This is a genomic window from Sneathiella chungangensis (assembly GCF_009882935.1).
Lineage (GTDB): Bacteria > Pseudomonadota > Alphaproteobacteria > Sneathiellales > Sneathiellaceae > Sneathiella > Sneathiella chungangensis.
Window position 1 is genome coordinate 530794 of record NZ_WTVA01000001.1, and the last position, 22102, is coordinate 552895.

A 22102-nucleotide genomic window follows, 5' to 3' on the forward strand; every position below is an offset into this window, starting at 1 on the left:
TATTGGCTGTTTTCTGCGGGTTTCGTGGATTTATACTTATTTATGAAAAACGGTGAAATTTTGTGAAACTCACAAAGTAGGGTCAATTAAGTTCGAACTTTGATTGCCAGCCAGCTCCCAAGTATTCATTTAACTGCTTATCCATTGTAGAGATTTTATCGTCAGGATTTCGCCGCTTAAATTCTTCTCTCGCCCGCTTCATTGCGCCGTCAAAGCTATCTGGCTCTTCTGCACGAAAACGATAATAATCAATAGCGCACAAAGCGTATTTTTCAGCCGTCTTTTTAGATGCGCCCCTCTTTCCAATATTTTTATCCATTATATCGTTGATGAGCCGCCTTTTTAGCTTTTCTTCTGGCAACGCTGTCACGTCAGGTAAAATCGATTGAACAAACGCTTTGGTTTCTTCCTCGTTAACGTAGATCGCCTCTTCTTCGCCCCGCTCATTGGAGGCGTCTATAAAATATCCCATATGTAGCGCGGCTCGCCCCTCCTCGTGAGCCCACTGCCTTCGGTTAATTCGACCCATGTTGTCACCTACTTGAAGAACAGCATTTATTTTACCGTCTCTAAGAGCCGTCAGCATAAGATCAAATGCGCGCTTATAACACTCCGGCGCGAGTGGGAAGCCTGCCCCAATACCCTTCCCGCCGCGCGTAAAGCCTTGTCGCCGGACAAAATCGATAGGACCCGCCGCACCATCACCATAAAGCGCAACAAGCAGGCTGTCCCATAATTCTGTTATTGGAGCATAGCCGGGTGGAATAAGAGGGTGACGGTAATCATCCAGCCATTTATCTGACCACCTAAAAGTCAGAAACGAAACAAGTTCCCGATATAAGAACCATAAATCAGTTAATTTGTGCCATACAATATCTGGAAATTCAGGGACTCTCGCTAAGTTGTTTTTCCATTTATACGACTTTCCGCAATATACTAAGGCTTCATCCGTCAAGCCGATATCGTTGGTATCTATTCCGGCTTTCTTTAAGTCAGGATCAGGATGAGCCAGACACGCAATAACCGTAGTCGTAAGTTCTTCTGTTGGGGGGGTTTCACCTACATAATATGTTCGTGACGCGGTCCCTTTTTCGTCTTCCAATTCTTTATCAGTCAGTTTAGGTTTAGCCGGAACAACCGCTATGCGCTTATCCATGTCAACAATTGAGCGCCATCGCCGACCGCTTGGAATGGGGTTATATTCATTATTGCCAAAGAATGATGGAGATTTAGCAATTAACGTGATATTTCCGCGCCGCACTTCATCTAATAAGCGTTCAGAAATATGTTTTTTCGTCCAGCCAGCCTCGGACAACCTAACCACCGCTTCATATGGAACAATACCATAAAGCTGACCCTCGACTGTATATGTGCTCATTCTTTACCCAGCCCGATGCAGTACATCGCCCAATCATCCATTAACTGCTGCCGCTTTTCAAACATATCGCCCCTTCTATATGCGGCCTCTACGCGGTCGCCAACGGCATGCGACAACGCCATTTCCGCGACCTCGTTTTGATAATCTGTTTTCTCCGCTGCCCAATCACGGAACGTGCTTCTAAAGCCGTGGGCCGTTATATCCGACCGGCCCATCCGTCTAAGAAGCTGCAAGAATATCATATTTGATGAACCTCCCTTGTTTCCATTACCGGGCAGAACAAAGTCATTGCGGGAATGTTCTTTCAATTCCTTCAGCACATCAAGCGCCGGTTCGGAGAGAGGCACTCGATGTTCCCGGCCTGATTTCATATGGTCCGCCGGGATCGTCCACAACTTTTTATCAAGATCAAATTCTGACCACTTTGCTTTAATAATCTCACCAGTCCGGCAAGCTGTCAGAATAACCAATTCAAGCCCTAGAGCTGACAGCCCGTCTCTTTTTCTAAGGTCTGAAATAAAGTCGCTGACTTCGGTGTACGGCAAGGCGGGATGATGAACAACTTTCGCGACTTTCTTTTTTGATGGGAGGACCATACTTAAGTTGCCCTTCCATCTGGCCGGGTTTTCTCCTTCCCTGAATTTTCTGGCCTTCGCCCAATCAAGAACTGATTCAATCCGGCCTCTAACACGGCTCGCGGTTTCCGCTTTCGTCTGCCAGATAGGCTCCAACACTCTTAGCACCAAGCCAATATCAATCTTATCGACCGGCAAATCGCCAAGCACAGGAAAAGCGTATGTCCGCAATGAACTTTCCCATTGCTTCGCCTGACGGGGATTTCGCCAACCTGCCCTGTTAAGCCGGATATATTCGTTTGCACAAAATCGGAAGGTGACAGTCTTTGCAGTTTCTAGACGGGATTGCCGCTTTTGCTCGTTGCGCTTCTCGATGGGATCAATGCCCTCATAACGAAGGCGGCGGCATTTTTCGGCCTGCATGCGCGCATCTGCCAACGATATCAGGGGATATGGCCCTAATCCCATGTCCCTTTTTCGCTTGTCCAGGGTGAATCGATAGACCCAACTTTTTGAACCCGAAGGCGAGACCTGTAAATAAAGTCCACCACCATCGGCATAGAAACCTCGCTTGGTCGCATTCTTCACGGCGACCGGACTAAGTCTGTTTATCTGCCTTGCCATTATTTCATCCATACTTTCACCCACATCATACCACGCGATGCGGGGAAAGAACAAGATAAAGCCTGAGAGAACGTGACAAGAACAAGCGCAGAATCATGCGCCGTCATTGAGATATTGTGATTGGGTCTGATATGTTCTGAGGGTGGGTTGTGGCGGTGAGCGAGGGATTCGAACCCTCGATGGAGCGTTGACCCCATACTCCCTTAGCAGGGGAGCGCCTTCAGCCACTCGGCCAGCTCACCGGAGGCGGCAATATGGCAGATTTTGGCCGTGTGTCAAAGAGTTTAGTTGCAATTTTTTTGTTCCGCGAAGACCGGGCCCTAGCGGCCCATAATCCACTCGCGGGCCAGCTTCTGTGCCTTGGCAATTTCCTGGGCGGACATGTCGAGAGAAATTTCTGCGCGGTTCTCGCGGGCTTCCTCAATTCCGTTCATCGCCGCGAGGTTAAACCACTTATGCGCGGTTACCAGATCCTGCGGCACCCCCTCACCTGTCGAGTATAGCAGGCCAGCCCGGAACTGATCATCCGCCACGCCTGCATCGGCGCTTTTCAAATGTTTCTCTATATATTTCACCTCGAGTTTAGCCATTGTTCCATTCCCCATATTTAAACGACTATCCAGACAAAACACTCTCCGATTAATGAAAAATCTTTGATCTGCGACATGATGGAAGGAATTTAGTTAATTTTTTGTTTCTCGATTTACATTTTTAACCATGTTCGTGAATCTCATGGGGAATCTGCGCTTTTTGCGCACCGATCCATGGCACCGCCGCGTCCCCATCGGCAAATTTCGGGAAAAGCCGTGTGGGCGTCAGGAATTGTCTTTCGGAAAATCGAGGCCCATTTCCCGGTAGCGTTCCGGATCGTCGAGCCATTTTTCGCGGACTTTTATAAACAGGAATAGATGGACGCGGCAGCCGAGCATCTCCTCGAGTTCTTGACGGGCGAGTTCTCCGACCTTCTTGATCGTCTGCCCGCCCTTGCCGAGGACGATCGGTTTGTGATTGGCGCGGGAGACATAGACGACCTGCTGGATGCGGACGGAGCCGTCTTTTCGCTCCTCCCAGCTTTCCGTCTCCACGGTCAGCGAATAGGGAAGCTCCTGATTGAGCCGCATGAACAGCTTCTCGCGCGTGACCTCCGCCGCCAGCTGGCGCATCGGCGCGATGGCAAGCTGGTCTTCCGGGTATAGCCAGGGCCCTTCCGGTAATTCCTGCGCAAGCGCGCTTCGCAATTCCGCGACCCCGTCACCCGTCAGCGCCGAGATCATGTAAATCTCGTCGAATATGCCGCGGTCCGACAATTCCTGAGCGAGGCCGAGCAGTTTATCGCGCTTGATGATATCGACCTTGTTGAGAATAACATGCGCGCGGCGACCGTTCTTCTCAAGCCCGTCCATGATTCGCTTGACGTCCGAGGTGAGTCCCTTCGCGGCATCGATGATGAGAACAATCCTGTCGGCATCCGCAGCGCCGCCCCAGGCAGCCTCAACCATCGCCTTTTCAAGCCGGCGGGAGGGTTTGAAGATTCCCGGCGTATCAACAAAGATGATCTGGCTGTCCCCCTCGATGGCAATCGCCGTGACCCGCGAGCGGGTCGTCTGCACCTTCGGCGTGACGATGGCGATTTTCGCCCCGACCAGCTGGTTGAGCAGGGTCGACTTCCCCGCATTCGGCGCCCCCACCAGCGCAACATATCCGCAGCGCGTGCCGCCGCCCCTGGTTGCCTGATCAGTCACCTTGAAGTTCCTTCAACATCTTTGCCGCCGCCTTTTGCTCTGCCACCCGTTTCGATGATCCCGATCCGGTCGCCGGTTCGAAATCTTTAACCGACACCATCACCGTGAAATGCCGGTCGTGGTCCGGTCCCGTCTCCTCCACCACCCGGTAAACCGGCAGCGGCCGGCCGGTCTTCGCCAGCCATTCCTGCAACGCCGATTTCGCGTCCTTCTTGGAGGCATCCTTGCGGTCGAACCGCGGCCACCATTTTTTTTCAACGAAACGCCACGCCGCGCGCATCCCGCCATCGAGATAGAGAGCGGCGATCACCGCCTCCATTACATCGGCCAGAATGGCCGGGTTTTCCCGCCCGCCCGACGCGGCAAGATCATCCGCCATCCGGATATAGTTCTGCAACCCCATATCAAGTGCGATCTCGGCAAGTGCCTCGCGTCGCACCTGGGCGTTGTAGCGGCGAGAGAGCTGCCCCGCCTCGGCGCTTTCGAAACGGCGAAAGAGTTCGTCACTGATAATCAGGCCCAACACGCGATCACCAAGAAACTCGAGACGATCGTAATCGCTGCCCGGCTGTTTTTTGCCCTTGCCCTTGATCAGGGAGGAATGCGTGACCGCCGCATTCAGCAGGTCCGGATCCTTGAACACATGACCGAGCAAGTCCGCAAGATCATCGAGTTTTTTTACGGGCGCGGCCATCAGCTTAAAGAATTAAAAATCCGGTTCCAGCGAATGGCCGTCGGGTATTTCCAGATTTCGTACCAGGCGGCGGAGCCGTCGAGCGACATAAAGATGATCTCCGCCCGGCCGACAAGATTCTCCACCGGCACATATCCGACATGGCTCAGGAAACGGCTATCCGTCGAATTATCGCGGTTATCGCCCATGGCAAAGATATGACCTTCTGGAACCGTGTAAATATCCGTATTGTCCATCATACCCTGCACGGTTTCATCCAGCGTCAGGTAGGTCTGTCCGTTCGGCAAGGTCTCGCGATACTGCGCGATGCGCCGGACATTCCCGAAACGGTCACGATCGACGAAATCATCGACCCGTTCGCGTTTCACCGCCGTGCCGTTGATGTAAAGGACACCATTGATCATCTGCAGCTTGTCGCCCGGCAGGCCCATGATCCGCTTGATATAGTCGACCGGCTCGCCAATCGGTTTTTTGAAGACCGCCACGTCGCCGCGTTCCGGCAATTCACCAAAAACGCGCCCGGAGATGGGCGCAAGGCTGAAGGGGAAGGAATGACGGCTGTAGCCGTAGGAATATTTCGAAACAAAGAGATAATCGCCGATCATCAGGGTCGGCAGCATGGATTCGGACGGAATTTTGAACGGCTCGTAAGCGAATGTCCGGATGACAACCGCGATCAGCACCGCATAGATAATTGTCCGGATTGTCTCCCCGACGCCGCCCTTGGCCTTCACCGCTTCTTCCTTCATGAACTCATTTCCAAATCAATAAACAAATAAGGGACATTCAATTGCACGAACGCCATTTGCAAGCAACCAATTTCCCGTCTTTTTTGCGAGCATTGGCGGCGGCTAATCCTCCTCGGGAATCGCTGTGATCAGAACAATCGCCTGCGCCTGCGGCGGCTCATCCGTGATGGTCAGGTGAATTTCCGTCCGCATACCGGGCGGCGTGATCCGCACGAGCTGCGCGAGCGCCCCGCCGGTCAGCGCGATGGTCGGTTTTCCCGATGGCAGGTTTACAACCCCCATGTCCTTCCAGAAAACGCCCTTCCGAAATCCCGTGCCAAGCGCCTTCGAACAGGCTTCCTTGGCGGCATAGCGCTTTGCATAGGATTCCACGCGGTTGAGCCGCCGCTCCGACTTGGCAATTTCGATATCGGTATAGATACGCCTGACAAACCGATCTCCGAACCGCTCCAGCGTTCTTTCGATCCGCCGGATATCGATGATGTCATTGCCAATGCCAATAATTCTGGACATCTCTCCCCGCCCCGGCGCTAGGCCACGGCCTGACGGGCTTCATCCATCAGGCGGCGCATTTTGCCGATTGCCGTTTCGAGGCCGGTGAAAATCGCTTCACCGATCAGGAAATGGCCGATATTCAGCTCGACAATGGTCGGGATCGCGGCGATCGGGCTCACCGTTCCGAAGGTCAGGCCATGGCCCGCGTGACATTCCAGCCCGAGGTCATCGGCAAGCGCGGCGGCTTTCCGGATGCGCTCAAGCTCGTGCTGGCGCGCCGCCGCATCCTCCGCATCGCAATAGGCGCCGGTATGGATTTCAACGATATCCGCGCCGATTTTCTGCGCCGCCTCGAGCTGGCGCGGATCGGCCTCGATAAACAGCGATACGCGGATGCCCTCGCCTCTCAGGCTTTCCACATAATAGCGAAGCGAATTATGTCCGCCCGCCACGTCAAGCCCGCCTTCCGTCGTCCGTTCTTCCCGCTTTTCCGGGACCAGACAGCTTGCATGGGGCTTATGATCCAGCGCAATTGCCAACATCTCTTCCGTTGCCGCCATCTCAAAATTAAGCGGGATCGTCAGCTCCTTCGCCAGACGGGTGATGTCGCCGTCGCTGATATGGCGGCGGTCCTCCCGGAGATGGGCGGTTATTCCGTCGGCGCCCGCCGCCTCGGCGATCCGCGCCGCCCTGAGCGGGTCCGGATGAACGCCGCCGCGCGCGTTACGGATGGTCGCCACATGATCAATATTCACGCCCAAACGCAGATGTTTCATTTCTCGCTTACTCCCAACTTATCCCGGTCCGCGATCCGCCGGTTCGCCCGGCGTGTCCGCGCCTTGGTAATTATTTGCGCCCGTTTATCCTGAAATCTACGGATCAAAGCCTGCAATGGGTAGAAAAAAATGATCCAGACGAAGATGGCGATCGGAAGGCTCGAGATCAGCATGGGATGGATGACGTCAAAAAAGATATGGGAGACTTCCGACCAATGCCCAGCCCACAGGCCATCGAAGAAGGTGGTCAGGCTGGCATCGGGAAACGCCTTGTCTCCCGGCTCACCGCCAAGCATCCAGCGCCCGACCTTGTAGGTTAGCGTCCAGATAAAGGGGAAGGTCCAGGGATTGCCGACGGCCGTGCCAAGGGCGGAGGCGAGAATGCTCGCACGGAATATCCAGGCGAGCACACCGCTGATAATGAAATGAAGGCCGACCAGCGGGGTAAAGGAGACGGCCGCCCCGAACGCGAATCCCGCCGCCAGGCTGTAGGGGGAGCCTTTCAGGCGCGCAAGCCGGTAGCCGACATATTTCGACGAGCGGCGAAAGCCGATTGCCGGCCAGAAGAAATCCGCCAATTGCTTGAACCGTGTTGTTTTTTTACGGCGGCGAAACATTCGACCAGCACTCCGCTTTGGGTAAGATTACTTGAGATTACGGCTTCCCGGCTTGACGGCCGGCGTCGCCGCGAGTTCCGGCGGCAGATTATCCGGCTCATACGTCTTTACATCCATTTTCATGAGGGAAAACAGCGGCACCCCGACATCTGCCGTCCCGTTTGACCGGTCGATCAGGCAGGTCGCGCCGACAACCTCCCCGCCTGCCGCACGGATCGCGTCGATGCATTCGCGGCTCGATTTTCCGGTGGTAACAATATCCTCCGACATGATCACACGGGCGCCGGGCGCAAGCGAAAATCCGCGGCGAAAGGTGAAGACGCCATTCTCCCGCTCCGTAAATATCCCCGGAACGCCGAGCTGCCGCGCCATCTCGTAGCCGACAATCACCCCTCCCATCGCCGGCGCGACAACGATATCCACGGCATTCTCGCCAAGCGCTGCAATGACCTTATCCGCCAGCGCACGACAGAGGGACGCAGCCCGGTCAGGATGCATCAGCACCTTGGCGCATTGCAGGTAACGGTCCGAATGAAGGCCGGAACTCAACAGAAAATGTCCCTCCAGCAGCGCATCGGTTTCCCGGAAATGGGACAGGATTTCTTCCTCAGTCATAATCTCCCTTTCTGCCTCGGGCCGTCGTCAGCCGGCCGATCTTTCCACGGAACTGATGACGGGATCCGCCCTGAGCGCCGCAATGATGTTCGTCAGATGCCGGACATCCTTGACCTGGATATCGATCATCATCTCGAAAAAATCCTGGCTCCGATTGACGATCGCCAGATTATTGATATTGCCGTTGTTGGAGGCAATGGTCGAGGTAATACCGGAGAGCGCCCCGGGTTCATTGGCCATAATGATCGAAATGCGGCCGACGGGAAGCGCCGCCTGCTGGTTTTCCTCATCCCAGGAGACATCAAGCCAGCGCTCCGGCACGTCCGCAAACTGCTCCAGCGTGTCGCAATCGATGGTATGGATGGTGACGCCGCGCCCGGTGCTGACGATCCCGACAATGCGGTCGCCCGGCAACGGATGGCAGCAACCGGCGAGATGCATCGCCATCCCCGGGATCAAGCCGCGAATGGGAATGGCGTGCGAATTTTTCCCGCTCGGCTTCGATTTCGCTTGCTTGAGCGGAACGACATTTTCATTGTCGATTTTGCGTTTTTCACCAGGGAATATGACGTCGATCAGCTGGCGCCCGGTCCGCGTCCCGTCGCCCAGCATATAATAAACATCATCAACCGTTTCCTGGTTCCAGACATCGACGGCCGTCTGCATCGCCTTTTCGGCGAACTGCTTTCCTTCCACCCGAAACGCCTTCTCGGCGATCGCCCGGCCAAGCTCGACATACTGGCCCCGCTGCTTCATCCGGGTGAACCGGCGGATGGCGGAGCGCGCCTTGCCGCTCACCACGAAACTTTCCCAGGTCGGCGACGGCGTCTGGTTCTTCGATCGCAATATCTCGACCTGATCGCCATTGCGAAGCGGCGTTCTGAGCGGCACCAGGCGGCTGTTGATTTTCGCGCCGACGCAGGTATTGCCAACATCCGTATGGACCGCATAGGCGAAATCGACCGGGCTGCTTCCCTGCGGCAGGGAGATCAGGTCGCCCTTCGGCGTGAAACAGAACACCTGGTCCTGGAACATGCTGAGCTTTGTATGCTCAAGAAACTCATCCGGATCGACGGTATTTTCCAGAATTTCAAGCAGCTCCCGCAGCCAGCGATATTGCTTGCCCTCCTTGATATGCTCCAGATCCTGTTTGTACTGCCAGTGGGCCGCCACACCATATTCATTGGTCTGGTGCATTTCCCGGGTACGAATCTGGACCTCGATGCGCTTCTTCTCTGGTCCGATGATGGTCGTATGAATTGATCGGTAATTATTCCGCTTAGGGATTGAGATGTAATCCTTGAACCGGCCGGGAACCATCGAATATTTTGAATGCAGAATGCCGAGGACATGGTAACAGTCCTCTACCGTCTCGACGATGATGCGAAACGCGATGATGTCGGCCAGTTGCTCGAAGGAGACGTTATTCTTCTCCATCTTCCGCCAGATCGAATAATAGCGTTTCTCGCGGCCGTAAATATCCGCATCGATTTCCGTCGTTGCGACATCCTTTTTCAGGGCATCAACGATGCGGTCGACGAGATCCTCCCCCTCTTCGCGCAAATATTCCAGCCGCCGCTTGATCGAATTCCGCGCTTCGCTGTTCAGCTCGATAAAGGCGAGATCCTCAAGATCGTCGCGGAAATTCTGCATACCGATCCGTTCGGCCAGCGGCGCATAGATTTCCATCGTCTCGGTGGCGATCCGTTTACGCTTTTCCGGGTTCTTGATGAAATGAAGCGTCCGCATGTTGTGCAGCCGGTCGGCAAGCTTGACCAGCAACACGCGGATATCGTTCGACATGGCGAGGAGGAGCTTGCGGAAATTCTCCCCCTGCTTGGTCTTGTCCGACTGCAGTTCAATCTGCGACAGCTTGGTGACACCATCGACAAGCGCGGCGATTTCGCTGCCGAATATCTCCTCGATCTGCTCCTTCGTCGCGACCGTATCCTCGATCGTGTCATGCAGAAGGGCCGTCACGATGGTCGCCGTGTCCAGCTTGAGCTCGGTCAGGATGCCGGCGACTTCGATGGGGTGGGAAAAATAGGGGTCGCCCGAGGCGCGCACCTGGCTGCCATGGGCTTTGACGGTAAAAATATAGGCCCGGTTGAGCAAGTCCTCATCGGCTTGAGGATCATAACTCAAGACGCGATCGACAAGTTCAACCTGGCGCAACATCAGCAGCGACAAGACGTGCAGGCGCCGTCTCCCTCCTGCTGAACCCTATGGCTTACTTTGAAATCGGTACTGGCGTCGAAACTAAAATCCGCTGATCCCGGCATTTTCCGAACGGGTATGGGTTGTAAATGCCGGGCTTTACCTGTGTTCCACTCAATTATCAGCGAACGGGTCATCGGCGTTCGTTTCTTCAGCCGGCGCGCCCTCAACCGTTGCGCCGACTTCATCGGCTGAAAAGGTTTCTTCAGTCGTGTTTTCCTGAATGACACCTGCCCATTCATTACTTGCGCTCATCAGGGCGGCCATATTGTCTTCTTCCGGCTCGTCCACCTCGACGCGGCGCTGCAACGAATGCACGAGATGATCCTTCAACTCGTCAAGATCGATGGTGCCATCGCCAATCTCGCGCAAGGAGACCACAGGGTTCTTGTCATTGTCCCGATCGACGGTCAGCATGGAGCCAGCGGCGATTTCCCGCGCCCGGCGGGCGGCCAGCAGGACGATCTCAAAACGGTTCGGTACTCTTTCAACGCAATCTTCAACGGTGACGCGTGCCATTTACAGTAACTCCAATTGTCTGTGATTTAGCTTACTACATATTCGTTTGCGTATCAGATAGCAAGTCTAAGTGACATAAAAAACCCCTTGAAAATCGGCACTTTTCGGTCACCGCGTCGCATTTTCGCATCATGTCGGGACATCGCCGGCGCGAATAATGTCAAATACCTGTCCGTCAGGCAGCTCCTTGAGGAGTTCCGGCGCCGTCTTTCCACTTACCGGATGGCGCCAGTCCGGCGCGATTTCGGCAATGGGCGCGAGAACAAAAGCCCGGGTCTCCAAGAGTGGGTGCGGGACAACGGGGCCGGAGATTTGATCTGTGTTTTCCGTGACTTGGTCATGATAGGCCAGAAGATCGAGGTCAATCAGCCGCGCCGCCCATTTTTCCCGGCGGACCCGCCCGAACTCGGCCTCGATATCATGCAGCAAATTCAACAGGTCAGGTGCTGGCAATTCCGTCTCGATATGGACAACAGCATTTGCGAACCAGGGTTGATCGGAAAGAGGGACCGGCGCGGTGCGATACCAGCTCGATTGCCCGACCAGGTTAACCGACGAGGCGAGCCTGCGGACCGCGGCGGCCAGGGTTTTGACCGGTTCGCCATGGTCCGGATGTGGCATATTTGCCCCTAAACCAATCAAAATCACCTAAATTTATCCTTAAAAACCACGAAAAAACCAAGGTTTTCGCATCATTTCACCATAATTGGCGCACCGCCGCGTAATTCTTATCTAGAGAATTACCAATAATTTTGCTATTGATGAATGATTAGGGAGCGTTAGCGACCGTAACAAGAATTATTTATAATATAAAGTGCGGAAATTGGTAATGCCATTTTACTCAGAAGAGCGAATTGCTCTTTTCATCGATGGATCGAACCTGTATGCGGCCGCCCGGGCACTTGGTTTCGACATCGACTACAAGAGATTACTGAGCGAATTCGCTTCGCAGGGCAGACTCGTCCGGGCATTTTACTACACCGCCCTTATCGAGGATCAGGAATATTCCCCGATCCGCCCGCTTGTCGACTGGCTCGATTACAACGGCTACACCATGGTCACGAAGCCGACCAAGGAATTTACCGATTCCGCCGGTCGCCGCAAGTACAAGGGAAATATGGATATCGAGCTGGCCATCGACATGATGGAACTCGCCGGCCATATCGATCACGCTGTGCTGTTCTCGGGCGACGGTGATTTCCGCCGGCTGGTGGAATCAATCCAGCGTCAGGGCGTCCGCGTCAGTGTCGTCAGCACAGTCAAGTCGCAGCCGCCCATGATCGCCGACGAGCTTCGCCGACAGGCCGATTTTTTCATTGAACTCAAGGATATGGAAAAGAAGGTCGGCCGCGCCGTCAGCCAGAAATCCGACCGGGAATTTGAGGATTACCCCGGCGAATTCGATCCCTATGAGGACGCCGAGGAGATCGCCTGACCGGCGGCAACCTCCCCGACTGTCAGCGGGTTATTGTCCCCTCTTCAATTCTTCCGTTATCTTTGCGGAAATACCCTGCATGCCCGCGGTCGCGCTTTGTTGCCAGTCACTATCGAAAACCGCAGAATGTTTTGTGACGATTTCGTTGAGCACCGTTACGCCCTTGTCTAATTTTCCTGTTGGCGCCTTGAGAGAGACTTCTGCCCGGTTCCGCACGCCAAGCTCCCAGAAGCCCCATTCGATCCATGACCAGAATTGTATGATCTTCGCATCGACGGGAACGGCATTTTCATATCCGGGATCGCCCGGCTCGATTACGCGGTAGCCCGCGGATCGGAAAGCATGCATTAGCGCCCTTCTCATAATCCCCGCGACGGTTTGGCCTTCCGGCAGGATGACATCGCCAAGGGCCTGCCCGTAGGAATTTCTTTTTCTCGCGAAAGCCCTTGCCTTGATATCTGTATTGGCAATTTCACTTTCCGAGAGCGAGGGTATATCAGGGGTCGCCGGCTTGAATTCGAAAACACGGTCATCCGTTACGGTAACCAGTTTTACCTCCACCCCATTAACGGGATTAGAAATATCTTCCGGTGCCTCAACCGAAACGGTGCTGCGGTCAACCGCGCACGCGGAAAGCCCCATCAGAAAAATGAAAATGAAAAAAATTCTTACTTTTTGCGAAATCACCATTGTTCCCCTCTTCTATCAAAAAAATAATCTACCGGTGCAATATACCCCGGTATTTTTCTCGAAATAGAGGTATTTCGGGGCCGCAGCAATCAAAAAAATGCGGTTTCAAGACATTGTCATAGGTCTCCTTGATCGATGCCTTGAATTTTTTCTTAGGAAGTAGGGTCGAATTATGGCTACAATAATCACGGCATTTTTGACAGAGAATGCCAATTCGGTAAAAATTTTGCGTCTATTTTTAATGCGGCCTTGCAATGCCACGCCGCCTTTCGTACCCGGTTTGCTATAATTGTCTGGATTAAGAGGGGAAGTTATGGCCCGAAAACTTGTGGTCCTGAGTGACGGCAGCTGGATTGCCCCGCAGTTCAGAAGCAAGAACCGGCGCGTTCCCGGGAACGCGACCCTCGCCTATCAATGCATTGCCGAAGAAACGGGAGACGGCGCGGAACAGATCCGGTATCTGCACGATCTGGAAGCCCGCCCGGCCTTCTACCGCCGACTGATGCAGCGGACTTTCGGGCTCGGGATGAAGGCGGAAATTTTTAACAGCTACACCTTCCTGTCCCGGAATTACCACTCCGAAGAGGATGAGATTTACCTGTTCGGCGCCGGTCTTGGCGCCTTCAACATCCGCCGCCTCGCCGATCTGCTCGACAGGGTCGGACTGTTGCCGCCCGAAAAGCTCAATCTGCTGCCGGAGGCCTTCGAATACAGCCAGATCCCTGCCGAAGCCCTTGAAACGCCGGGCGCAAAAAGCCTGGCCGACCACCTGCCGGCGAAATCCGTGCGCATCCGTTTTCTCGGCTGCTGGGATACGGTCGGCAGCCATGGTTTGCCGCTGCCGGGACTTCATCGCATCTCGCAAAGCTGGATGATGTACCATGACCACAAGATCAATGCGAATGTCGAAAGCGCCTATCAGGCGCTTGCCCTGGATGAACGGCGCAGCCGTTTCAAGCCCGGCCTCTGGACGGGTGTACATTCCCCTGAAATCCAGACGGTTGAGCAGGTCTGGTTCCCCGGATCCCATGAAAATATTGTCGGCGGTCGGCGCGACAGCCGCCTGTCCGATATCGCCCTGCGATGGTTGCTGGACCGGGCCGGCGAACAGGGCCTCGCCATCGATCCTGAAAAACTGGCCGAGCTCACAACGCCGGACATCCTTGGCAAGATCGCGATGAACCGGCGGAAGGTGTTCGGCATTCCCCTGCCCTTCAAGAAGCCCTTCAACCGGGCCGTCGGACAATCCCGGCAAAGCTTTCCCGGGGAACTTAATCTGGAGCCGGAAAAACTTCATGAATCCGTTCTGCAACGGCGGGAGCTCGACAAGAAATACCGCCCCCGGCAGCTCGCCAGTCTGTCGGACAGCGATATCCCGCTCTACCGCGAGCATATGGACGAAATGGTGAACAAGCGCCGCTTCCCGCGCAAGAAAATCGACTGGCCGGCCTTCATCATCACGAACGAGACGAAGATGAACGTCAGCCTTGTCGATTACAGCCGGACCGGCGCGAAGATCTGGTTGCAGGGAAAGCTGCCGGCCGGGACGTCTCTCGTGCTGCAGTCCTCCCGCGATTTTTCGAAGGGTCTCAAGGGCCGCGTTGTCTGGGCTAAGGATAATTTCCTCGGGCTCGAGTTCGCGAAACCGCTCCCCAAGGAGGCGACGGCCTAGTTTCTCAGGAGAAGTTTTTCAGCAGGCGCTGTTTTTCACGGCCCCAGTCGCGTTCGCGTTCCGTCGCCCGCTTGTCATGCTGCTTCTTGCCTGATGCCAGCCCGACCTTAACCTTCACAATGCCGCGGTCGTTGAAATACATGGAGAGCGGCACAAGCGTCTTGCCCGCCTTCTGTATCTGACCGGCGATCTTCTTGATTTCCTTCTTATGCATCAGCAACTGGCGCGGCCGCAGCGGATCGTGATTGAACCGGTTGCCATGTCCATATTCAGGAATATGCAGATTGACGAGATACAGGCCGTCATTTTCAAAAGACGCATAGGCGTCCTGAATGTTGGCCCGCCCGGCGCGCAGGCTTTTCACCTCCGTACCGAGCAGGATCAGACCCGCCTCAAACTCTTCATGGATGAAGTAGTTATAGCGGGCCTTCCGGTTTTCCGCGATCGTGCGGCCCATGTCTGCAATCCACTCTATCTAGTTCAGGACACCCGCGTCGCGCATGGCGGCCTCTATCTCGCGCTTGGACTCGTCGCGGAACACGGGGATGATGGGCAGGCGCACATCGGGTTTGCATTTGCCAAGCAGGGACAGGGCGTATTTCGTCGGTGCCGGGCTTGCCTCGATGAAGAGCGCCTTGTGCAGCCGGATCAGTCGGTCCTGAAGCTCAAGCGCCTTTTCGCTTTCGCCCGCAAGGCTTGCTTCCTGCATCTCCGAGACCAGCGCCGGCGCGACATTGGAGGTTACGGAAATGCAGCCGCAACCGCCTTGCGCGTTATAGCCAAGCGCAATCGGGTCATCACCGCACAGCTGGATAAAATCCTCGCCGCAGTGAATGCGCTGAAGCGCCGCGCGGGAAACATCGCCGGTCGCATCCTTGACGCCGACGATATTTGCCAGTTTGGCAAGGCGGCCCATCGTCTCCGGCGTCATATCGACGACGGAACGGCCCGGGATATTGTAGATATAAATCGGAATATCCACCGCGTCGTTGATCGCCTTATAATGCGCGAACATACCTTCCTGGGTCGGCTTATTATAATAGGGCATGGCGACAAGCACCGCATCGGCGCCGGCCTTTTTCGCATGCTTGGCAAGGCGGATAGCCTCCGCCGTATTGTTCGAACCCGCGCCCGCCATAACCGGCACGCGTCCTGCCGCCGCCTCGATGCAGAGCTCGACCACGCGGTCATGCTCGGGATGGCTCAGGGTCGGGGACTCGCCGGTCGTCCCGACGGGGACAAGCGCTTTCGTTCCGGATTTTATTTGCCAGTCACAGAAGGATTGAAACGATTTTTCATCCACGCGCTCTCCATCAAAGGGAGTGACAAGCGCTGTGATCGATCCTCTAAACATGACAATATCCTCGATAAGTTGGTTTTCCGTTTCCGCCTGGCATGCGATGGGCCTGCTTTCAAAAGACCCTTATTTTCACCTGCGGCAAACGCATGATTTATAGGCATGATGCCGCGCATGGCAAGCGGTAACTGCATAAATCCCGGGCAGACCGGACCCATAATGACGATTTACGGCAACAAAGCAGGGTGGATCGCACTTGATCATACCAATATCGGGGTTACATTTAGACTGTTCTCATTTTTGTAAAAGGTGTCCCCCTTGTCCAAGTCTCCCGCCGCGCATGCCACGATTTACCTCAAAGATTATAAAGAGCCCGATTTCCTGATCAAGACGGTGGATTTGACCGTCGAACTCGGGGAGGCGGATACGATCGTCACCTCCCGCCTCGATCTCGCGCGCAACAACGCCGCGGCGAAGAAACTGAGCCTCAACGGTGAATATCTCGAACTTGTTTCCGTTGCCATGGATGGGCGGACGCTCGAAGCGGCAGAGTATGAGGTCGACGGCAAGCATCTCACGCTGAACATACCGGCGAAAACGGACGGTTTTCACCTCGACATCAAGACCCGGATCAAGCCGCAGGAGAATACGGCGCTTGAAGGACTGTACAAATCAAGCGGCAATTTCTGCACCCAGTGCGAGGCGCAGGGCTTTCGGCGCATCACCTATTATCTCGACCGGCCGGATGTCATGGCCGTCTTCACGACAACCATTATCGGCGACGCGACGCGATACCCTGTCATGCTCTCGAACGGCAACCTGACGGCGGAGAAAATTCTCTCCGACGGTCGCAAATCCGTGACCTGGCATGACCCGCATCCCAAACCCGCCTATCTCTTCGCGCTTGTCGCCGGGGATCTCGCAATGGTCGAGGACAGCTTTACCACCCGCTCGGGCCGGGACATCAAGCTCCGGATCTTTGTTGAAAAGGGCAATGAGGATAAATGCGGTCACGCCATGACCTCGCTGAAAAAATCCATGAAATGGGACGAGGAGAAATATGGCCGTGAGTATGATCTCGATATCTTCATGATCGTCGCCGTCAGCGATTTCAACATGGGCGCGATGGAGAACAAGGGCCTCAATGTCTTCAACTCGAAATATGTGCTGGCCTCCCCGGAGACCGCGACGGATGCCGATTTCGACGGGATCGAGAGCGTTATCGCCCATGAATATTTCCATAACTGGACGGGCAACCGCATCACCTGCCGCGACTGGTTCCAGCTTACCCTGAAGGAAGGGTTGACCGTCTTTCGCGACCAGCAGTTTTCGGCGGATATGAACTCCGCGGCCGTGCAGCGTATTGGCGATGTGCAGCGCCTGCGCGCCGCCCAGTTCCCGGAGGATGCCGGCCCCCTCGCCCATCCGATCCAGCCGCAAAGCTATGTCGAGATCAACAATTTCTACACCGCCACCGTCTATGAAAAAGGCGCGGAGGTGATCCGCATGATCCATACCCTTCTCGGCGAGGAGAAGTTCCGAAAAGGCATGGACCTCTATTTTGAGCGCCATGACGGACAGGCGGTGACGACCGAGGAATTCGTCTCGGCGCTTGAGGGTGGCTCCGGCGTGGACCTCACCCAGTTCCGCCGCTGGTATGTAACGCCGGGCACGCCTGAAATTACGGTCAATGAAAAATTTGACGAGAAAACAGGTACTTACAAGCTCACTCTCCAGCAGAGTAACGCCAAGGCCGGTGCCGATTTCAAGCCGCTCCATATCCCGCTCCGGATGGGGCTTCTCGACGAGAATGGCAAAGCGATAGCCTTTACGGAGGGGCCGTTCAAAGGCAAGAACAGCGGCGTTTTCGATCTCACGAAAAAGCGGGAGACCTTCACCTTCGCGGGTCTAAAGTCGCCTCCGCGCGCCTCGCTCTTCCGTGGCTTTTCCGCGCCGATAAAGATCAACCAGCAAATGGACGATCGCGATCTCGCTTTCTTCTTCGCCAAGGACGAGGACCTTTTCAACCGCTGGGATGCGGGCCAGCGCCTTGCGAATAACATCATCCTGAAACAGATCGAGAAACAAGACGAAACCGCCGCCCTTCCCGAGGCGTTCATGGAGGCGTTTGCCGATATTCTCGCCGACAAGGATCTCGATCGCGCCTTTACTGCCGCCGCGCTTACTCTCCCCGGCGAGCAGGATATCGCACAGAAAATGCCGGTCGTCGATGTCGATGCCATCCACAAGGTCCGCGAAGGGGCAAGACGCCAGATCGGCCTCCGGTTCGAGGAAGAATGGCGGCGGCTCTACGACGAATGCAGCTGCGCGGCCGCGCCCGCGAACCAGCCGGAAAGCAGCAGCCGCAAGCTCAAGAACACGGCGCTCACCTATCTGATCGCGACGGGAAAGGAAGACTATGTCGGCCTCGCTGACAGGCAATACCGCGCCAGCGATAACATGACCGACAGCGTCGCCGCACTTTCCGGGCTTAAGGACATTACGCATCCCGTCCGCGAGGCCCTGTTCGCGGATTATTACGATAAATGGCAGAAAGATGCGCTCGTCATCGACAAATGGTTCATGCTGCAGGCCATGGCAGTACGCGCGAGCACAATTGCCGACGTCAAGGCGCTGATGGATCACCCCGCCTTTACCCTTCGCAACCCGAACCGGATGCGCTCCCTGATCGGTGCATTTGCCTCCGGCAACCCGGTCTATTTCCATGAGAGAAGCGGCGAAGGCTATCGCATCCTGTCGGGCGTGATTGCGGCGCTTAACAAGACCAACCCGCAGATCGCCGCCCGCCTCGTCGCGCCGCTCGGGCAATGGCGGCGGTATGACGCCGAACGGCAGGGCCTGATGACGGCAGAACTCGAAAAAATCCTCAAATTGCCGGATTTATCAGATCATGTTTACGAAATGGCAAATAAAAGCCTGCATAATTAGCCAAATTATCTGATAATATGACGCGAAGCGATATCAGATTGAGGAGCAGCTTTTAATTTCATTTGAGTGATCGGTCGGGGTAATGCGAAAAGAGTTCACCTATGTGGCGCTAATAACCGGGACAATGCTTATCTCGTCGTCTCTGTCGGCGGCGGGCAAACCGGTCGCGATGCAAAATCCCGATGCCGCCACCATGAGCCGGGAAACACCGACCGAGTTTGATGCGGCGGACGGAGAGAGCGTTCCACTTCCTATCGCCAAACCCGATCTCGTCGAGCTTGCCCTGCTGAACGCCGATCTTCCCCCGATTCCGCAGAAACGCCCCGTCGGCACGGAGTTGCCGCCGCATCCGCTGGCAACCGGCCTGGTCGATGCGCGGGACCTGAAGCTTTACCGGGAGGCCTTTGCGCTCGCTGACAAGAGCCAGTGGAGCCAGGCGATGGAAATCGCCGGTCGGGCTAAATACAAGCTGCCGGCGAAGGTAATCGAATGGCGCTATATGAGCGCCTATCGGAATTTTGCGAGTTTCGACCAGATTTCCCGCTTCATCGAAGAAAATCCGGACTGGCCGGGTTTGGGTACCTTGCGCCGTCGCGCTGAACAGGCGCTTGATGAGCCCGTCGCCGCCGAAAGGCTGCTTGACTGGTTCGCTGGCAATGAGCCGATCACGGGCATCGGTATGTATCGCTATGGCGAGGCGCTGATCGCTTCGGGAAGGGCCGCCGAGGGCGCCAACTGGATCCGCCGCGCCTGGCATGTCGGCGAATTCCGTAAGGACATCGAGAAAGAGATACTGAAAAACTACAGCGGCCTGTTGAGCAAGGCGGATCACGAACAACGCCTCGACCATCTGCTGTGGGAGCGGGAAACCGAGGCCGCGAAGCGCATGTTCCGCTTCGTGAGCGAGGGCTACAAGAAACTGGCGATCGCCCGGATCCGGCTGATGACGCGAAAAGGGAATGTCGATCAGGCCATCCGCGCCGTGCCAGCCGAACTCCGCGATGATCCAGGGCTGATATTCGAACGGGCGAAATGGCGCCGCCGCAAGGCCCTCGATGAAGAATCACGTGAACTGCTCTTCGAAGTGGACGACACCGTTCCGCGCGCCGATAAATGGTGGCCCGAACGACATGTGCAGGCCCGCAAGCTGCTGGCGATGGGGCATATTACAGACGCCTATAATCTGGCGAGCCGCCATGGCCTCACTGAGGGCGAGGATTTCGCCGCCGCGGAATGGCTGTCCGGCTGGATCACCCTCCGCTTCCTGGAAGATGGCGACGCGGCACTTCGGCATTTCACGCGCCTGTATGAAAATGTCAGCTACCCGATCAGCCGTGCCCGCGGCGCCTACTGGATTGCTCGGGCGAAAGAATCCCTCGGCGACAGGGTTATGGCGGAATACTGGTACAAGGTCGCGACGCAATATTACACGACCTATTACGGGCAGATGGCGCTGCATGAACTCGGGCAGCGGAAACTCCCGGCAATTCCGCAAATCACGCTGGCAAAAAGTCTTGTAAGCGCCGATGTGGGCAGTGATGAGCAGGTTCTGATCGTCCGCCTTCTCACCGAAATCGGCGCGCCGAAATGGACAAAGCCCTTCCTGCTGGAAATGGCCGAAAAGGCGAAAAGTGAAGCGGATTACGTGGCGGTTGCGGAGCTGGCGAACAAGATCGGGCGGCCGGATTATGCGATTGCCGTCGCCAAACGCGCGTCGCAGCTCGGGACCGAACTGACCGAGATCAACTGGCCGACGCCGACGCTCGCGATCAAGAATCCGCCCATTGAACCGGCGCTGATGCTCGCCATCACCCGCCAGGAAAGCGCGTTCGCCGCCGATGCGGTCTCCTGGGCCGGCGCGCGGGGTCTGATGCAGTTGATGCCGGGAACCGCCAAGGCCGTCTCCCGCCGGCTCAACCTGAACTACTCGCCCACCCTGTTGACCGCCGATCCATCCTATAACGCGATGCTCGGCAGCGCCTATCTCGCCAGCCTGATCGACGAGTTCGGCGGCTCCTACGTGCTGGCCATCGCTGCCTATAATGCCGGACCCTCCAATGTCAAACGCTGGCTCAGGGAATGGGGCGACCCCCGCTCCGGCGATATCGACATGATCGACTGGATCGAGTTCATTCCCTTCTCGGAAACCCGGAATTATGTCCAGCGGGTCATCGAGAATTTGCAGGTCTACCGTGAACGGCTGGCCCGCGACGAGGGCAGCACCTTGAGGATCAGCTTTGACATCAACCGCGGCAGCGCAACGCGATAAGCGCGGCCAATTCTTTACTTGCATTGCCGCGCCAGATATCCAACATTCGGGAAGGCGCGCTTTCTTAAGGAAAGAATGACACATGGCAACCGTAAAGCTTGAACATATCAAGGCCTGCGTGTTTGACGCCTATGGCACATTGTTCGATGTCAATGCCGCGGCCCGCGCCGAACAGCAGGCGCTCGGGGATAAATGGCAGGAAATTGCCGAAATCTGGCGCATGAAACAGCTTCAATATACCTGGCTTCGCAGCCTGCAACGGCGTCATGCGGATTTCTGGGAAGTGACCGGCGATGCCCTCGACTTCGCGATTGCCAGCGCAAAAATGGCCGACCCGGCGCTGCGCGAACGGCTGATGAACCTCTATCTCACGCTTTCGGCCTATCCCGAAGTAAAGGCAACATTGCAGACGCTGAAACGCGCCGGCATGAAATGCGCGATCCTTTCCAACGGCACGCCGGAAATGCTCGATGCCGCCGTCGAAAATGCCGGCATCGCCTCCCTTCTCGACGGGATTTACTCGATTGAAGAGGTTGGTATCTACAAGCCGGACCCGTCCGTCTATCAGCTGGCGGTAGACAGGCTCGATGTCTCTCCGTCTGAGATTTCCTTTCAGTCGTCGAACGGCTGGGATGCCTATTCCGCCAAGGCGTTCGGATTTAACGTTATCTGGTGCAACCGCTTCGGCCAGGCGGACGAACGGCTGCCCGAAACGCCGGACGCACAGATCCGCACCCTCGATGAGTTACCCGCCATAGTCGGCGCCGTTTGAATAAGGACACCCTTCAC

General features: G+C 55.8%; 21 protein-coding genes and 1 tRNA gene. 5 read left to right on the top strand and 17 right to left on the bottom strand.

The window, feature by feature from the left end:
• Nucleotides 1-82: 82 nt before the first annotated feature.
• The 14 genes from GQF03_RS02590 to folK form a co-directional block, all read right to left on the bottom strand.
• A complete protein-coding gene (locus tag GQF03_RS02590) occupies nucleotides 83-1378 on the bottom strand; it encodes a hypothetical protein (protein ID WP_161337620.1) in 1296 nt (431 codons plus the stop codon).
• Nucleotides 1375-2589 (bottom strand): tyrosine-type recombinase/integrase, encoded by a 1215-nt coding sequence (locus GQF03_RS02595; RefSeq protein ID WP_206376250.1) that lies wholly within the window; start codon nucleotides 2587-2589, stop codon nucleotides 1375-1377. The genes GQF03_RS02590 and GQF03_RS02595 overlap by 4 nt, the downstream gene beginning before the upstream one ends.
• 138 nt (nucleotides 2590-2727) lie before the next feature.
• Nucleotides 2728-2819, bottom strand: a tRNA-Ser gene (locus GQF03_RS02600).
• Nucleotides 2820-2897: 78 nt separating this feature from the next.
• Nucleotides 2898-3167 (bottom strand): SEL1-like repeat protein, encoded by a 270-nt coding sequence (locus GQF03_RS02605; protein ID WP_161337621.1) that lies wholly within the window; start codon nucleotides 3165-3167, stop codon nucleotides 2898-2900.
• 225 nt (nucleotides 3168-3392) lie between these two features.
• Nucleotides 3393-4319 (bottom strand): GTPase Era, encoded by a 927-nt coding sequence (gene era, locus GQF03_RS02615; protein ID WP_161337622.1) that lies wholly within the window; start codon nucleotides 4317-4319, stop codon nucleotides 3393-3395.
• Nucleotides 4312-5013 (bottom strand): ribonuclease III, encoded by a 702-nt coding sequence (rnc, locus tag GQF03_RS02620; protein WP_161337623.1) that lies wholly within the window; start codon nucleotides 5011-5013, stop codon nucleotides 4312-4314. Before rnc ends, era begins: the two co-directional genes overlap by 8 nt.
• Nucleotides 5013-5762: a signal peptidase I gene (gene lepB, locus GQF03_RS02625; RefSeq protein ID WP_161337624.1), complete on the bottom strand. Its 750-nt coding sequence runs from the start codon at nucleotides 5760-5762 to the stop codon at nucleotides 5013-5015. The genes rnc and lepB overlap by 1 nt, the downstream gene beginning before the upstream one ends.
• 102 nt (nucleotides 5763-5864) lie before the next feature.
• Nucleotides 5865-6275 carry a holo-ACP synthase gene (gene acpS, locus GQF03_RS02630; protein WP_161337625.1) on the bottom strand — a complete coding sequence of 137 codons (411 nt, stop codon included), beginning with the start codon at nucleotides 6273-6275 and terminating at the stop codon, nucleotides 5865-5867.
• Nucleotides 6276-6292: 17 nt separating this feature from the next.
• Nucleotides 6293-7033: a pyridoxine 5'-phosphate synthase gene (locus tag GQF03_RS02635; protein ID WP_161337626.1), complete on the bottom strand. Its 741-nt coding sequence runs from the start codon at nucleotides 7031-7033 to the stop codon at nucleotides 6293-6295.
• Nucleotides 7030-7650: a DUF2062 domain-containing protein gene (locus GQF03_RS02640; protein WP_161337627.1), complete on the bottom strand. Its 621-nt coding sequence runs from the start codon at nucleotides 7648-7650 to the stop codon at nucleotides 7030-7032. The genes GQF03_RS02635 and GQF03_RS02640 overlap by 4 nt, the downstream gene beginning before the upstream one ends.
• Nucleotides 7651-7677: 27 nt before the next feature.
• Nucleotides 7678-8265, bottom strand: a complete 588-nt coding sequence (gene pyrE, locus GQF03_RS02645; RefSeq protein WP_161337628.1) for an orotate phosphoribosyltransferase — start codon at nucleotides 8263-8265, stop codon at nucleotides 7678-7680.
• Nucleotides 8266-8292: 27 nt separating this feature from the next.
• A complete protein-coding gene (locus GQF03_RS02650) occupies nucleotides 8293-10443 on the bottom strand; it encodes a RelA/SpoT family protein (RefSeq protein ID WP_161338094.1) in 2151 nt (716 codons plus the stop codon).
• Nucleotides 10444-10596: 153 nt separating this feature from the next.
• Nucleotides 10597-11001, bottom strand: coding sequence for a DNA-directed RNA polymerase subunit omega (gene rpoZ, locus GQF03_RS19175; RefSeq protein ID WP_161337629.1), 405 nt, complete (start codon nucleotides 10999-11001; stop codon nucleotides 10597-10599).
• A 129-nt stretch (nucleotides 11002-11130) separates the two neighbouring features.
• Complete coding sequence (folK, locus tag GQF03_RS02660; protein WP_161337630.1) at nucleotides 11131-11649, bottom strand: 2-amino-4-hydroxy-6-hydroxymethyldihydropteridine diphosphokinase; 519 nt, start codon at nucleotides 11647-11649, stop codon at nucleotides 11131-11133.
• A 181-nt stretch (nucleotides 11650-11830) separates the two neighbouring features.
• Between folK and GQF03_RS02665 the strand changes: the two genes are divergently transcribed.
• Entirely contained in the window at nucleotides 11831-12436 is a 606-nt protein-coding gene (locus GQF03_RS02665; protein ID WP_161337631.1) for a LabA-like NYN domain-containing protein, read from the top strand.
• A 30-nt stretch (nucleotides 12437-12466) separates the two neighbouring features.
• Here the strand turns inward: GQF03_RS02665 and GQF03_RS02670 are convergent, their stop codons facing one another.
• Nucleotides 12467-13126, bottom strand: coding sequence for a flagellar biosynthesis protein (locus tag GQF03_RS02670; RefSeq protein WP_161337632.1), 660 nt, complete (start codon nucleotides 13124-13126; stop codon nucleotides 12467-12469).
• A gap of 313 nt (nucleotides 13127-13439) precedes the next feature.
• Between GQF03_RS02670 and GQF03_RS02675 the strand changes: the two genes are divergently transcribed.
• Nucleotides 13440-14798, top strand: a complete 1359-nt coding sequence (locus tag GQF03_RS02675) for a phospholipase effector Tle1 domain-containing protein (RefSeq protein WP_161337633.1) — start codon at nucleotides 13440-13442, stop codon at nucleotides 14796-14798.
• Nucleotides 14799-14802: 4 nt separating this feature from the next.
• Here GQF03_RS02675 and smpB read toward each other — a convergent pair whose 3' ends face one another.
• Nucleotides 14803-15255: an SsrA-binding protein SmpB gene (gene smpB / locus GQF03_RS02680; protein WP_161337634.1), complete on the bottom strand. Its 453-nt coding sequence runs from the start codon at nucleotides 15253-15255 to the stop codon at nucleotides 14803-14805.
• 18 nt (nucleotides 15256-15273) lie between these two features.
• A complete protein-coding gene (gene dapA / locus GQF03_RS02685; RefSeq protein ID WP_161337635.1) occupies nucleotides 15274-16152 on the bottom strand; it encodes a 4-hydroxy-tetrahydrodipicolinate synthase in 879 nt (292 codons plus the stop codon).
• 261 nt (nucleotides 16153-16413) lie between these two features.
• On the opposite strand from dapA, the gene pepN reads away from it, so the two are divergent.
• From pepN to GQF03_RS02700, 3 genes are all read left to right on the top strand, one after another.
• Complete coding sequence (pepN, locus tag GQF03_RS02690) at nucleotides 16414-19044, top strand: aminopeptidase N (RefSeq protein WP_161337636.1); 2631 nt, start codon at nucleotides 16414-16416, stop codon at nucleotides 19042-19044.
• A gap of 82 nt (nucleotides 19045-19126) precedes the next feature.
• On the top strand, nucleotides 19127-21313 hold the full coding sequence (locus tag GQF03_RS02695; protein WP_161337637.1) for a lytic transglycosylase domain-containing protein: 2187 nt from the start codon (nucleotides 19127-19129) through the stop codon (nucleotides 21311-21313).
• 82 nt (nucleotides 21314-21395) lie between these two features.
• Nucleotides 21396-22085, top strand: coding sequence for a haloacid dehalogenase type II (locus tag GQF03_RS02700; protein WP_161337638.1), 690 nt, complete (start codon nucleotides 21396-21398; stop codon nucleotides 22083-22085).
• Nucleotides 22086-22102 lie beyond the last annotated feature (17 nt).